Source organism: Hymenobacter sp. B1770, assembly GCF_049896385.1.
Lineage (GTDB): Bacteria > Bacteroidota > Bacteroidia > Cytophagales > Hymenobacteraceae > Hymenobacter.
In genome coordinates this window covers 1-13,799 of record NZ_JAFCUF010000007.1, presented here as the reverse complement: position 1 = coordinate 13,799, position 13,799 = coordinate 1, and the positions used below count along the sequence as shown (strand labels likewise).

Sequence of the window (13,799 nt, the reverse complement as noted above, 5' to 3'; positions counted from 1 at the left end):
CATAGGTAGGGACGAAGCAATATTAGGCGTTGCCTGAATGGGGCATTGTGTTTTGTGCTTCGATATCAAAGCCTGCACACTCAATTTTTTCAACGGTGCGGAAATGCAGCCGTGACGCGCCAAGTTTCTAACCCCCTTAAAGACTGCTGTCTGCCGTGGTACGCCCACCATACCAGCGCCGCCGGAACCAGAAGGCCACATTTACCAGCGCAATCAGTGCCGGCACCTCAATCAGCGGCCCGATGACCCCGGCAAAAGCCTGACCCGAATTCAGTCCAAACACCCCGATGGCCACCGCAATTGCCAGCTCGAAGTTGTTGCCGGTAGCCGTAAAGGCAATCGAAGCATTCTCCGCATAGTCGGCTCCCAGCCACTTGCCGGCTGCAAAGCTGACGACGAACATAATGCCGAAGTACAGCGCCAACGGCAGTGCCACGCGCAGCACATCCAGCGGAATGCGCACAATCAACTCGCCCTTCAGGCTAAACATGACCACGATGGTGAGCAGCAGGGCAATAAGGGTGAGCGGGCTGATGGCTGGGATAAACACCCCGTCGTACCAGGCGTCGCCCTTGAGGCGGCGCAGCACCAGCCGCGACAGAAACCCGGCCGCGAACGGAATGCCCAAATACACCAGTACGCTCTGCGCAATGTCCCAGATGCCAATGTTCACAGAGTAGCCTTTCAGCCCAAAGTAGGGCGGCAATACAGTGATGAACAGCCACGCCAGTAAGCTGTAGAAAAGCACCTGAAAAATGGAGTTCAGCGCCACCAGGCCGGCGGCGTACTCGCGGCTGCCGTCGGCCAGGTCGTTCCACACCAGCACCATGGCAATGCAGCGGGCAATGCCAATCAAAATCAGCCCCATCATGTATTCCGGCTTGTCGGGCAGCAGCCAAATGGCCAGGAAAAACATGAGCAACGGGCCCACTATCCAATTCAGAAACAGCGACAGCCCAATGATGCGCGTGTTTTTGAATACCCGCGGCAGCTGCTCGTATTTCACCTTGGCCAGCGGCGGGTACATCATCACGATGAGGCCCAGGGCCAGGGGCACGTTCACGGTGCCCACCGAGAAGTAGTTTACCACGCGCTCCACGCCGGGCACCAAGTAGCCCAGGCCCACGCCCAGCGCCATGGCCAGGAATATCCACAGCGTGAGGCCGCGGTCGAGGCCTGAGAGCTTCTTTTCGGCCAGGGCCGCCGGAGCCGGCGAACTCCGCCGGGCAGAATGGTTAAGCGTTGTCATTTATAGTAGTGGGTGCAAGGTTAGAAGTGGCAAAGGGCTGAGGCTCGGCCGCGCCCACCACCTGGCTGCGGCGCTCCAGCAGCACGGTATCGCGCCAGACGCCGTGGAGTTGGCCGATTCGTTCGCGGCGGCCCACTTCGCGAAACCCAGCCCCGGCGTGAATGCTGAGGCTGGAGGTGTTTTCGGGAAAAATGCCGGCCTGCAGGGTCCAGATGCCGTTAGCTTCGGACTCGGTGACCAAAGCGGCCAGCAACTGCCGGCCCACGCCGCGCCCCCGGGCGCTGCTGGCCACGTACACGCTCACCTCGGCCACGCCGCCGTATACGCAGCGGCCCGACACCGGCGACAGCGCCGCCCAGCCCAACACCTGGTCGCTGCCGCCCTGCCCGGAATCGACCGTCACCAGGCGGCTGTGAGCGAGGTGGTCGCGGTCCCAGGCTTCCCAGGTGGGGGCACTGGTGGCAAAAGTGGCGTTGCCCGTGGCAATGCCTTGCTCGTAGATGGCTCGCACCTGAGGCCAGTGCGCAGCCGTTAAGGGCTGGAGGGTCATGGGGTGTGAAGAAGATGGTTAGTAAGCTTTGCGGAGCATGTCGGCGTACTCGTTGGGCAGGGGCGAGGCCTCCACGGCGTGGGCTGCCTGTTCCACGTCGTAAGCCACGCGCACCAGCTCCGAGCGCACACTGGCCGGGTCGGTGAGGGTGGTTTGTTCGTTGAGGTGCAGCAGTTGGTATGCGGCGCGCGGGTCGCCGTCTTTGGGCTTGCCCACTGAGCCGATGTTCAGCGCGTGGCGGTAGCGGGTTTCGCCACTTTCGTGCTCGTAAGCGAAGGTGCGGTGGAAGGGTTTGTGGGTGTGGCCGAAGAGCAGAACGTTGGCGTTGGCTTCTTCCAGCACCCGCAGGAAGCTTTTCTCAGGCCGGTCCTCAAACAGGTACTCGTTGATTTTACGCGGCGAGCCGTGCACCATCAGAAGGCTTAGTGTGCAAGGCTCGTCCTGAAAGTCGAGCCGCATGTGCTTGGGCAGCAGGCGCAGGTAGCGGCGCTCCTCGGCCCCCACCACGTAGTTGGTAAAGGCAATGCTTTGGGCGCCGAGGTCCTTCTCGGTGTCCGTTTTATAGGCGCAGCCGCATTCCGGGCTGGCCAGGCCTATGCCCTGGTCGTAGTTACCGGCCAGCGTGGGAATCCCGCGGCGGCGCACCTCGTTCACCACCTCATTGGGCCAGGGTGCGTAGCCAACCAGGTCGCCCAGGCAGAAAACCATGTCGGGCCGGCGCCGGTCAATATCGGCAAGCACCGCTTCCAGGGCCGGCAGGTTGCCGTGCACATCAGAAAAAAAAGCAATAGTCATGGCAAGGGAAGGGAGGAAACAAGCAACACCAAGCGGCGCCACCCGCAGAAGGCAGCGCCGTTCGGTTACATTAGCAACACCCGCCGCCCGGGTTGCAGCCAGCTACCTGCAACTGGGGCAACGAGAAAGCAGCGTCGGGAATGCCGCATGCGTCCTGCGCCAGGCAAGCCGTCTGTTTCGGGGTTAGCTGGAAATTCTTGCCGTCGAACGTGAGCCCATACTTGCCAATGGTGTCCTGCTGATATTCCACCTCGATGTCCAGGTCGTCGCTGCCTAGGATTTTCTCCGAGAGGTTGAGGATGTGAAGGAATTTCTGGGGCGCCAGCCGATGGTCGTAGTCGCCGGCTTCCCACAGCTGAAAATTGGCCACTGTTTCGCGGCGCTCCACGCCTCCGCAATCAATGAAGTGCTTGGTCACCAAGCCTACTTCCGTCACATGGAAGTGAGCCGGGAGGTAGGTGCCGTTTGGCAGTCGAAAGTTGATGGCGTCCAGCTCTGGCAGGAGCTGCTTCATTTCAGAGATTTTCATACTGTTCTGTCTTTAATAGTAAGTGAATGAATACTAGCAGGCGGGCCTACTGGCGGGAGCTGGCAGCTCTGCCAGTAGGCCCGCCATGAGTTGGCGGGCACGGTCCCAGCCGGCTTGGTCGATGCAGTAGCAGACGCGGGGGCCGTCGACTTCGCCTTGCACCAGGCCCGCCGCCTTTAGCTCCTTAAGATGTTGCGACACGGTGCTTTGCGAGATGGGAAGTTCTGTCACCAGCTCGCCGCACACGCATGATTGGCGCTGCGCTAGGAGCTGCAGGATGGCCACTCGCGCCGGGTGCCCCAGAGCTTTCGCAATGAGGGCTATCTGTTGTTCAGCAGCAGTGAACTGTTCGCGTTTATGGGCTGCCATGGAGATATTTCGTTTATTGTCGATTAACGATAGCAAAAGTAAAAGGTTAACTGATGAGTGCAAGCGGTTTGCATGGTAATCTTGAAATTGTTTTATTATGTTTTTGTAAAAGTCTGACGCTATTCATATTTAAAGTGCCAAACACATTTATCTTTGCATAAGTAGTAAGATATAAAAAATGCTTTAATAAGTGTTTTATGAGGCTTTCGCCAAGTAGCAATAAATGCACCTCATGGATAAGCCATATGCATACCAATAAAATTATTATGTGTGATAATTTTATTTTCCGAAGAAAAGACAATTTTGATAAATTATCCTGTATATTTATTTCGTTACTGACAAGTAGCTCACCCGCCTAACCGCTGATTGCTTCTCTCACTCTTAACTTTTGCAACGTGGCACACTCTCTACCTTTATTATCATTCGTAAGCCTGTTGGGCCTGTTGGCCACCGGCCAATGCCTCGCCCAGTCTGGTCCTAATGCTACGGTGCAGAGCGGCCCACAGGCCAGCGTTGCGCCCGTGGTGGTGTACCCCGACTCGGTGTATATCAACCCAGAAGTTCGTCCGCAGTTTGCCGGCGGCGACAAAGCCTTCTCGGCGTATCTGAGCAAGTCTCTGCGCTACCCCCCGCAGGCGCTGCAGCGCCGCATCTCGGGCCGGGTAATGGTCAACTTCGTGCTCAACGCCGAAGGCAAGGTGCAGGATGCCCACGTTATCAGCGGGCCCGGCAGCGGCCTCAATGACGAGGCCCTGCGCCTGGTGTGGCTGATGCCACCTTGGGAGCCCGCCCGGGTAAATGGCCAGCCCGTGCGCGTGGCCTGCACCGTGCCCATTACGTTTAATACTGACCGGTAAGCCGCTTTAAGCCGGCAAGCACCACTGCTTATTATAACGAGCGTCCGGACGGGCGCGGCTCCGCTTCCTTCTAACGCGGCTACCCACGCAGGTAGCTGTGCGATGAGGAAACGGAGGCCGCGCCCGTCCGGACGCTCGTTTTTGTGCCTCGGCCACATTCGGGCACGGTTGGGATGCCTTACTGATAAAGCCCGGTGCCGGGCTGCCCAAGGCCAAAATCGGTGAAGGTGACCGTTTCGCGAGGCGACTCAAACATGCGCACGCCGCTGGCATCGCTGAAGCCGCGTGGGTAGTAGCCGATCAGCACCTGAAAGGTGCGCAAGGCAGTGTACTCGTTGCGGAGACGTAGGCCCAGCCCAAACCCGCTGTAAGGTGCCCCGTCGAAGGGCGAGCCGCCGCGGGGCCGGTCGGTTATCCAAACGGCGTCGGCGAAGGCAATGCCCGCCAGCCGGAAGCCCAGCAGCGAGAGAGGGGTAAATAGGGTGGTTTCGTAATTGAGAGAGAAGCGGCTGGTGGCAAAAATGGGCAGAGCCGTGGAAAAGCCCCGTATCCCGCGTTCGTTGCTAATGCCCTGGAGCTGCTCGCCCGGCAAGCGGTTGAAGCCTACGGCGGCCCGGCTGCTAAAGAAATGGCGATACTGCCAGTTGCCGGTATTGTAGAGCTTGGTAAACGAAGTCAATTGGAACGAGAGCAAGCCTTGCTGCCACCTCCGTTCCGAGGTGAGCAACTGGAAAGAGCCAAAATCGATGCCCGCGTACAAATACCCGCTGCGGGGGCTGTAGCCGGCTGCCGACAGGCGCACGCCTGCGTAGCGGCGGGGTATCGAGCCGTTGAGGTCGTAGCCGGCTGTCAGGCTCACCAGGGTACCGGTGGGCACGTCTTCGGTACGGCCAAATCCAAACAAGTACCGGTCCTTATAATAACGCCGCACCGAGTACCCAACCGTGCCGAGCAGTAGCGTGCCATCGCGGAAGTCCGGAGCCTTGAGGCCGGTGCTGGGGTCGGGTTGGGGAGTGGCGCTGTAGTTGACGTTGTACAGCCGCCCCGACACGATGATGCGCCCGGGGTTTTCGTAGCCCAGGTCGTAGGAGCGCAGGCGCAGGGCCCGGCCCAGCCAGGCATCTTGCACGGTATAGCGCAGTGGAAAATAGAGGTAAGGCTGGCCGGGCGGAGGCACGGCCAGGGTGGTGTTCTGGTTGACGCTGTTCAGGGTGATGGAGCCAGCATAGCGGGCGCTGGGCGAATAAAAGTCACGCTGCACCGAGAGCCCCGTCGAGCGGAAGTTGTTCTCGTTGCGGTAGCGGGCTTGGGCGCGCACAAAGTGGCGGAACGGTGCCGTGTAGCTGCCCTCGTACGACCACTGCTGGGGCTTTTCGTTGTTATCGGTGCTCAGGCCCAGGCCGTAGCGGTAGGAATTCTCCAACTGATGCCCCTGCCCCAAGAAGTTGTCATCGCCGAACCTGACTCGGCCCGTCGTAGGCGAACGCAAATCGAGGCCCGCGGTAATGCTGAACACGTCGGTGGTGAGAATTTGGATATCGACACTGTCGCTTGTGGTAGTCAGTTCATTTACCAGCACGCGGGCGTCCAGGATTTCGGGTGTTTGGCGTAGCAGTCGCTCCGACTCGGACAGCGCTTGGGGCTCTAGGGGGCGGCCGGGCCTGAACAGCAGCACCTGCCGAATGCGGGAACGAGCCGTTTTGATGTGAAGCGCATTGCCCGACTTCTCCACGATGCTGCGCGGCCGCTTGGTAGAGTCAGCAAGGCTGTAGCCGAAGGCGTCCAAGGTCTTGATTTCGATGCGGCGCACAATCTTGAAGTTGTGGCTGTCGAATTGCCGGTCCAGCAAGACGGCGTCGAGGCCAGCTTGCTCTTCATCGCGCTTGGTAAATCTCAGTAAGCCCGATACGGCCCGGCCGGCAATGGTTTTGCGGCGCGAGTACGCTTTCAGTCGATTGATTACCCGCTGCTCGTCGAAACGGCGACGCAGCGAATCGGTGCGGTGGGGCAGAACATCTCTGCTGGCCTGCAGCGAATCGGGCGGTACGGCCGAGCGGGGGTCAAATGCCTGCCCCTGGGCCGGCCGGGCCAGCGGGCCAAGCATCACAAACAGCAGCAGGAAGAAACCACGAAAGCTCATATTGGGGCGCAACGCTGCAAATTACGAAAAGGAGCCTGCCCCGGTATGCAAGCCCTGCGCCCCCTGCCAGCAGCTGCGGAAGCTGGCCAGTGCGCTACCAACACACCTGCTTTTTAGCAAGCCGGTGCATGAGGCTACGCACCGCCAACGTGCGGCAGGGGTAAGAGTGCAGAATTTAGTAATAGGAAGCAATATTGGCTGATTTCTTCTGAGTAAAAAGAAACTAATACCAAAAAAATTAGCTTAATACATTGTGCCTATTTGGCCGCTGTTTACTAATTTTAAGCCCGATAGCAAGCCCCTCCTCATGAACGAGCGCATTCAAGAGAAACTAAGCATATTAGCCGATGCCGCGAAGTACGATGCTTCGTGCAGCAGCAGCGGCGGCAAGCGCAAAAATGAGAACAAAGGCCTCGGAAACGCCGAGGGCATGGGCATTTGCCACAGTTACACCGAGGACGGCCGTTGTGTGAGTTTGTTGAAGATACTGCTGACCAATCACTGCATTTTCGACTGCGCCTACTGCGTTTCGCGCCGTTCCAACGACGTAAAGCGCGCCGCCTTCACTGTGGACGAAGTGGTGGACCTTACCATTAACTTCTACCGCCGCAACTACATCGAAGGCCTGTTTCTGAGCTCCGGCATTTTCAGTAGCCCCGACTATACCATGGAGCGTTTGGTGCGCATCGTGAAAAAACTGCGCACCGAGCACAAGTTCAACGGCTACATCCACGTCAAAACCATTCCGGGCGCCTCGGAGGAACTGATTCAGGAAGCTGGCCTCTACGCCGACCGCCTCAGTGTAAACATTGAGCTGCCCTCGGAGCTGGCCTTGACCACGCTGGCGCCGGAGAAGAACTACCAGGAGATTCTGACCCCCATGGGCCAGATTCGGGACGGCATTATTCAGAATAAAGAGGAGAAGGCGCTTTTTAAAAAGGTGCCTGCTTTCGCTACGGCCGGCCAAACCACGCAGCTCATTGTGGGGGCCAGCGCCGAGACGGACCTGGAAATCATCAAGCTCACCGATTCGCTCTACCAGGGCTACGGACTGAAGCGGGTGTACTATTCCGGCTACATCCCCGTGACCGACGACGCCCGCCTGCCGCAGGTGACGCAGCCGCCCGTTATCCGGGAGCACCGCCTGTACCAGACCGACTGGCTGATGCGCTTCTATGGTTTTCAGGCCGATGAAATTCTGGACCCCGCTCACCCGCACCTTGACCTCGAGATTGACCCCAAGCTGGCCTGGGCCCTGCGCAACCGCCACGTGTTTCCGGTGGACGTGAACACGGCTGAGTACGAGATGATACTGCGCATTCCCGGCGTGGGCGCCCGCTCGGCTAAGAAAATTGTGGCTGCTCGCCGCTTCGCCAGCCTCAACATGGAAACCCTGCGCCAACTGGGCGTAGTGTTGAAGCGCGCCAAGTACTTTCTCACCTGCCAGGGCGAGCACCAGCCGATTATCGGCGAGCTCAGCGAGCAGCAGGTGCGACGCCAAATTCTGTTTGGAGGCGCTTCGGTGCGCTCTGCTCTCGTGACCCAACAACTAGACTTATTTGCTCAGGCTTCCTGATAGCTATGAACTACGACGCTCTTTTTTCGAACGGCCAATCTCCGCTGCAGAAAAGCAGCCTGGGCGGCGTGCAAAACGACATTTTTTTCTCCGTCATGAAAGTTATACACCGCCAGAATGTGCCCTTTCGCACTACTGCTTCGTCCGATAAGGTAGCCCGGCTTTCGTGCTGCTGCCGCATCAGCGAGCTTATGCCGCTGGTGCGCCAAGCGCACGACGAAGCCCGCGCCCGCGCCATGGCGCGCATGGCCGACAACGACGCCCAGCAGGCCGCCTAACGCAACTTCTGGTGCGCGGCGGTGGTACAGCTTTGCATGGCCTACCCCCTCGAACACCATGAGGTAGCTACCAACGGCATCCGGCTGCACGTCGTGCAGTGCGGGCCTGCCCGCGGGCCGCTGGTGGTGGTGCTGCACGGCTTTCCGGAGTTTTGGTACGCGTGGCGACACCAAATTCCGGCCCTGGCTGCAGCCGGCTTTCGGGTGTGGGCGCCTGACCAGCGCGGCTACAACCTTAGCGACAAGCCTCGCCGCGTGCGGGACTACACCATCGACCAGCTTGCCGCCGATATTATTGGGCTGATTGATGCAGTTGGCGAGCAAACCGCCGCCGTTGTGGGCCACGACTGGGGCGCTGCGGTGGTTTGGCATCTGGCCGCGCACCACCCCGACCGCATCAGCCGGGCGATTATTTTGAACGTGCCGCACCCGCAAGTGTTGAGCCGGGCGATGCGCCGCAAGCCTGGCCAGTTGCTCAAAAGCTGGTATGTCTTTTTCTTTCAGTTGCCCTGGGTGCCGGAGGCGTTGGTGCGCCTGCGCGGGTGGTGGATGGGCCGGAAGGCGTTGCGCGGCACCAGTCGTCGGGGCACGTTCAGCGACGATGATTTAGCCCTGTATCGGGCGGCTTGGGCCCAGCCACGGGCCATGCGCAGCATGATAAACTGGTACCGGGCAGCAGGCCGGTTTGCGCGTCGGCTTAGCAAGGTCGGGCGCATTGGGGTGCCAGTTCGCATTATCTGGGGCGAAAAGGACGCTTTTTTAAAAGCTGAATTAGCCCGCGAAAGTTTAGCTTTTTGCGACGATGCAGAACTCACGTATCTGCGGGCTACCCACTGGGTGCAGCACGAAAGAGCTGAGGAAGTGAACGAGTTGCTACTAGAGTTTTTAGGTGCTGTAAAATGAGGAGCTTCGAATTGCCGCCATGCTCACGAAGTGAGAAACCCGTTTCAAGGTGATAAAACACTGCACGAGCGCAGCGCAACAGGCGGCAGCTTAGCAGAAGCAAGATACCCAACCCAGAGGAACACAGACCGGTCCCGTATACCAACGCTTATGAGGAAGCTAACGCCCATCCGCAGCTCCGGCAATGCCGCTGCCCCAGCCGCTGCGGGCCGGCGACCAGCTCCCGAGCTCACGGCTGCGCCCCGCGACTATACTTACGATGGCACGTTTGAGGGCTTGCTCACGGTGCTGTTTACCATCTACGACTGGCGGGCGGCGCCCAGTAGCATTCAGCCCGAAGCTACGGCCCAAACCGGCCTTTTCGCCCAGCCCGCGCACCGCGAAACCGACGAAGCCCTGGCCACCCGCGTCTGGGACGGCTTGTTGAAAACCATGGACCATGAAGCCCGTGCTAGGCTCTATCATGTCTTTTTGAGCGAGGACCCGGAGCGCGAATTGCTCATCTTCCGTTATATAGACCTAGCCCTGCGCACCGACCGCGACATCTCGGAGAACTACGCCAATGCCGACGTGCGCCGCATTCAGCGTCTGGCCCAGCAGATGTTTCGCGAGAAGCACCGCATGGAAGCCTTCGTGCGCTTCGAGAAATCCACCGACGAGCTATTTCACGCTACCATCGACCCTGATTTTGACGTGCTGCCGCTCATTGCCGCGCACTTCACCAAGCGCTACGCCGACCAGCGCTGGCTGATTTATGACCGGCGCCGCTACTACGGCCTCTATTACGACCTGACGCATACCGACGTGGTGAAGTTTGAGAACAGCTCGGCGCAAACGTCCACCAGTGTTTCTGCCACCGTGCTCGACGAGCGGGAGCCGTTGTTTAAGCTGCTCTGGCAGTCGTATTTCGACCACGTCAACATTCCGGAGCGCAAAAATTTGAAGCTTCATCGCCGCCACATACCGTTGCGCTACTGGAAATACCTAAGCGAAAAACAGCCCCGCGAGATGCGTTTTGAGCCCATCAGGAACAAGCGCCCGCCCCGTGACCCTAACTTGCGGCTCGAATAAAGGTGATGTGCCGGTGAAAAAACGATGGGGCAGCTTAGCAAAAAGCCAGCCCTTTCGTATGTGCACCGCACAACCCTGTAGTACAGCAGCAAATCAAGACGTCGATACACATGAGCAGCATACTGGTTTTTGGGGCCTCGGGCCAATTAGGACAGTGTCTGGCGCACGTAGCGCAAGAACGAAACACGCCCAACTTACTATTTCTGCCCGAGGAGCAGGCCAACATCCTCAACCCGGAGGGTTTGGCTGCGCTTTTTGCCCAGCACCAGCCCAGCTACTGCATCAACTGCGCCGCCTACACCGCCGTGGACAAGGCCGAGGACGAGGTAGACCTGGCCCGTAAAGTGAACCGCGACGGCGTGGAAAACCTGGCCCGGCTCTGCGGCGAACACGGCACCATCCTCATTCAGATTTCCACGGATTTTGTGTTTGCCGGCGCCGGCAACCAGCCCCTGGTAGAAACCGACGAAGCCGAGCCCATCAGCGTCTACGGCCTCACCAAGCTGGAGGGCGAACAGGTGATTCCAGAGCATACGAGCAAGTTTTTCATTCTCCGCACCAGCTGGCTTTATTCTGAATACGCGAACAACTTTGTTAAAACCATGCTGAAGTTGGGCCGCGAGCGCGAAGAGCTGCGCATCATCTGGGACCAGGTCGGCACGCCTACCTATGCCATCGACTTGGCCGGCTGCATCCTCACCATTATCGAAACCCAGAGTCAGGAATTCGGCACCTACCACTACAGCAACGAGGGCGTCACATCGTGGTACGATTTCGCCACGGCCATTTTTGAGCTGAGCGCAACGCCGGTCCGCACTGTGCCCATCCGGACGGCCGAATACCCAACCAAAGCCACCCGGCCCGCCTTTTCGGTCATGGATAAGACCAAGGCCAAAACGCAGCTGGGGGTGGCTATTCCGCATTGGCGGCACAGCCTGCAGGTGTGCCTGGGGCGGCTGGGGTGAGGTTCCCAAAGTTGAGGCTCATAACCCACACTAGCTAAGCTTGCCGCCGGCTCGCCAATAGCGCCACCGCAGTAAGCGTCCCGCCCAGGGCACAGGCCCCCGGCCAGCCGCCGTGCACCCAGGCCAGTCCGCCGAGCACCGAGCCCAGCGAGCCGCCGATGAAATATGCCGTCATATACACAGTGTTGAGGCGGCTGCGGGCCTCGGGCACCAGCGAAAATACCATCGACTGGTTGGAGATGTGCGTAGCCTGCACGCCCACATCCAGGAGAATAACCCCGATGACCAGGCCGGCTATGTAGACCCCGGCGAAACCCAGAATAAGGTATGCGACCAGCGCCATTACTATGCCCATCGTGATGGTATAGCCCGTTCCTCTGGTGTCGGCCATCTTGCCGGCCAGCGGGGCGGCCAGCGCCCCAAAGGCTCCGATTAGCCCAAAAAAACCGACCACGTCGCTGCCGTAGTTGAAGGGTGGGCTTTCGAGGTAAAAAGTAAGGGTAGTCCAGAACACGCTGAAAGCGGCAAAGAGGCTGGCGCCTATCAGCGCGGCCCGCCGCAGGGGAGCTTGCTCGCGGGTGAGCGTGAGCAGCGACTGCATCAGCGAAGCGTAGGAGCCGGTGAAAGTGGGCTGGTCGGTGGGCAGTTTCCAGGCCAGCAGTACGCCGAGCAACAGCATGAGCCCGGCCCCGATTTCGAACATGGCGCGCCAACCCAGGTGCAGCCCCACGTAGCCGCTGAGCGTACGAGAGAGCAGAATGCCGATGAGCAAGCCGCTCATCACGCGGCCCACAATGCGGCCGCGGCTTTCTTCGGGGGCCAAGTGCGCGGCCATGGGCACCAGCAACTGCGGAACTGCCGAAAAGATGCCCAGCACCACACTGGCGCCCGCCAGCACCCCAAAGCTGGGTGCTACGGCCGCCAGGCCCATGCACGCGGCGGCACCGAGCAGCATAATCAGTATCATGCGCTTGCGCTCGAGCTTGTCACCCAGCGGTACCACAAACAGCATGCCCAGGGTATAGCCTATCTGGGTGGCTGTGGCTACGAGGCTGGCGCTGCTATCGGAGAGGCGAAAGGTGCGGCCAATGGCAGCTAGCAGGGGTTGATTGTAATAGATGTTGGCCACCACAAGGCCGCAGGTAACGGCCATTAGCCACACTAGGGCGTTGTCGAGCTTATGTGGGGTAGGGGAGTCGGTGGGGAGAGTAGGCGGGGAAGCGGTTGGAACGGATAACAGGGTATTCTCAACAAGGGATTCTTTCATAAAAAAACAAACAGGCAATGCTAAGGGCGGCGCAAACGCAGTCTGGCCTAACAGCAAAAAGCCGGTGATAGTTACGTTTGCGGCAAAACCCGCGACTGCACCGGCGTTTAAGCTGCTGGGAGCCGAGGAGTTGTTGTACTACCAAACGCTTTTTAGCAGAAGCGCGCTTAGGGTGGTGGCCGTGAGGAAGCGTAGCCCGGGCGGAAGGTCGTCGCGGGGCCACACGCAGGCCTTGACAGCGGCAAAATCGACGTAGCCGATACGCTGCTGTTCGTGCATGATTTCGAGGCCGTTGGGGCCGGCTAAGGCAGGCCCGGGCGTGCTACGGCCGTTGCGGGCGGTAAGTGGCGGGTGGGGCGTCAGTCGGATGCGCAGGAGTACTTTGTCGCCGCTGCCCACTAGCCCCACCAAGGTGCCCGGCTTGCTGGTATCGCGCTGGGTCGGGTCGGGAGTGCTGAAGAACAGGCCCTTGGGGCGGCGCTGGGCAGCCGCCACCGGTAAAGGGGCTGCACGAGGCAGAACCCAGGCGATGCGGTTGCGTTCAAGCAGCTATGAGCCGAGGATTTACCAAAGAGGACGACGCCCAAACGCCGCCCATCATCCCGCCGCGGGCGGCGCTGCCCGCTGGTACGCCCAACTACGTCACGCCGGCGGGCCTGGAGCAACTCCGCACCGAGCTCACGACCCTCGAAGCTGAGCGCGCCCAGGCCGAGGCCAACCGCGACAACGACACCGACCGCTCGCATCGCCTCTCCCTCTATAACGGTCGCATTGCCCTGCTCACCGAGCGCATTGCCAGCGCAAAAGTGGTGGACCCGCGCACCCAGCCGCCCAAAGAAGTGCGCTTTGGGGCCACCGTCACGCTGCGCACCGTGAGCGGCGGCAACCAAGGGTCGGCGCCAGCCAAGGTTGGGCAGGAGCGCACCTTCACCATCGTGGGCGTCGACGAGGCCGATATCGCCGAAAGCAAAGTGGCGTTCATCGCGCCCATTGCCCGGGCGGTGCTGGGCACCAAGCTGGGTAAAACCGCCAAGCTCAAGCTCGGGCCGACCGAGGAGACGGTAGAAGTGGCCGCCATTGCCTACGAAAAGCCCCTGGCAAGTAGCCACGACCCAGCCCCATAATTCTTTCTTGTAGCTTCGTTCGTTGTTATCGTTTCTTCGTTCGCTTATTTTAGGTTGTACGGACAATTAGCTTTGCGTTCGTGAATCAATTAGACGAAATCAGTGACCGCACGTGGGCGTTGTTGG

15 protein-coding genes are annotated in these 13,799 nt (G+C 59.8%); 7 read left to right on the top strand and 8 right to left on the bottom strand.

Annotated elements, in window-relative coordinates; genetic code table 11:
* Window positions 1-136: 136 nt before the first annotated feature.
* From arsB to ACP7AJ_RS14610, 5 genes are all read right to left on the bottom strand, one after another.
* Entirely contained in the window at window positions 137-1,249 is a 1,113-nt protein-coding gene (gene arsB, locus ACP7AJ_RS14630) for an ACR3 family arsenite efflux transporter (protein WP_426060953.1), read from the bottom strand.
* Window positions 1,236-1,799, bottom strand: a complete 564-nt coding sequence (locus ACP7AJ_RS14625; protein WP_426060952.1) for a GNAT family N-acetyltransferase — start codon at window positions 1,797-1,799, stop codon at window positions 1,236-1,238. Before ACP7AJ_RS14625 ends, arsB begins: the two co-directional genes overlap by 14 nt.
* Window positions 1,800-1,817: 18 nt before the next feature.
* A complete protein-coding gene (locus ACP7AJ_RS14620; protein ID WP_426060951.1) occupies window positions 1,818-2,594 on the bottom strand; it encodes a metallophosphoesterase family protein in 777 nt (258 codons plus the stop codon).
* A gap of 70 nt (window positions 2,595-2,664) precedes the next feature.
* Window positions 2,665-3,123, bottom strand: coding sequence for a DUF6428 family protein (locus ACP7AJ_RS14615; protein WP_426060950.1), 459 nt, complete (start codon window positions 3,121-3,123; stop codon window positions 2,665-2,667).
* Between the two features lie 33 nt (window positions 3,124-3,156).
* Window positions 3,157-3,492 (bottom strand): ArsR/SmtB family transcription factor, encoded by a 336-nt coding sequence (locus tag ACP7AJ_RS14610; protein WP_426060949.1) that lies wholly within the window; start codon window positions 3,490-3,492, stop codon window positions 3,157-3,159.
* A gap of 395 nt (window positions 3,493-3,887) precedes the next feature.
* Between ACP7AJ_RS14610 and ACP7AJ_RS14605 the strand changes: the two genes are divergently transcribed.
* Window positions 3,888-4,349: an energy transducer TonB gene (locus ACP7AJ_RS14605; RefSeq protein WP_426060948.1), complete on the top strand. Its 462-nt coding sequence runs from the start codon at window positions 3,888-3,890 to the stop codon at window positions 4,347-4,349.
* A gap of 178 nt (window positions 4,350-4,527) precedes the next feature.
* Here the strand turns inward: ACP7AJ_RS14605 and ACP7AJ_RS14600 are convergent, their stop codons facing one another.
* Window positions 4,528-6,489 carry a hypothetical protein gene (locus ACP7AJ_RS14600; protein ID WP_426060947.1) on the bottom strand — a complete coding sequence of 654 codons (1,962 nt, stop codon included), beginning with the start codon at window positions 6,487-6,489 and terminating at the stop codon, window positions 4,528-4,530.
* Between the two features lie 307 nt (window positions 6,490-6,796).
* On the opposite strand from ACP7AJ_RS14600, the gene ACP7AJ_RS14595 reads away from it, so the two are divergent.
* From ACP7AJ_RS14595 to rfbD, 5 genes are all read left to right on the top strand, one after another.
* Window positions 6,797-8,065, top strand: coding sequence for a putative DNA modification/repair radical SAM protein (locus ACP7AJ_RS14595; protein WP_426060946.1), 1,269 nt, complete (start codon window positions 6,797-6,799; stop codon window positions 8,063-8,065).
* Window positions 8,066-8,070: 5 nt separating this feature from the next.
* Complete coding sequence (locus ACP7AJ_RS14590) at window positions 8,071-8,343, top strand: hypothetical protein (RefSeq protein ID WP_426060945.1); 273 nt, start codon at window positions 8,071-8,073, stop codon at window positions 8,341-8,343.
* A gap of 36 nt (window positions 8,344-8,379) precedes the next feature.
* The gene (locus tag ACP7AJ_RS14585; RefSeq protein WP_426060944.1) at window positions 8,380-9,246 is read left to right on the top strand and encodes an alpha/beta fold hydrolase; all 867 of its coding nucleotides are present in this window, start codon (window positions 8,380-8,382) and stop codon (window positions 9,244-9,246) included.
* A 150-nt stretch (window positions 9,247-9,396) separates the two neighbouring features.
* The gene (locus ACP7AJ_RS14580; protein WP_426060943.1) at window positions 9,397-10,317 is read left to right on the top strand and encodes a TIGR03915 family putative DNA repair protein; all 921 of its coding nucleotides are present in this window, start codon (window positions 9,397-9,399) and stop codon (window positions 10,315-10,317) included.
* Window positions 10,318-10,427: 110 nt separating this feature from the next.
* Entirely contained in the window at window positions 10,428-11,282 is an 855-nt protein-coding gene (gene rfbD / locus ACP7AJ_RS14575) for a dTDP-4-dehydrorhamnose reductase (protein ID WP_426060942.1), read from the top strand.
* Between the two features lie 34 nt (window positions 11,283-11,316).
* On the opposite strand, the gene ACP7AJ_RS14570 is transcribed toward rfbD, so the two are convergent.
* Window positions 11,317-12,549: an MFS transporter gene (locus ACP7AJ_RS14570; protein WP_426060941.1), complete on the bottom strand. Its 1,233-nt coding sequence runs from the start codon at window positions 12,547-12,549 to the stop codon at window positions 11,317-11,319.
* Window positions 12,550-12,687: 138 nt separating this feature from the next.
* Window positions 12,688-13,044 carry a hypothetical protein gene (locus ACP7AJ_RS14565; protein WP_426060940.1) on the bottom strand — a complete coding sequence of 119 codons (357 nt, stop codon included), beginning with the start codon at window positions 13,042-13,044 and terminating at the stop codon, window positions 12,688-12,690.
* A 56-nt stretch (window positions 13,045-13,100) separates the two neighbouring features.
* On the opposite strand from ACP7AJ_RS14565, the gene ACP7AJ_RS14560 reads away from it, so the two are divergent.
* The gene (locus ACP7AJ_RS14560) at window positions 13,101-13,673 is read left to right on the top strand and encodes a GreA/GreB family elongation factor (RefSeq protein ID WP_426060939.1); all 573 of its coding nucleotides are present in this window, start codon (window positions 13,101-13,103) and stop codon (window positions 13,671-13,673) included.
* Window positions 13,674-13,799 lie beyond the last annotated feature (126 nt).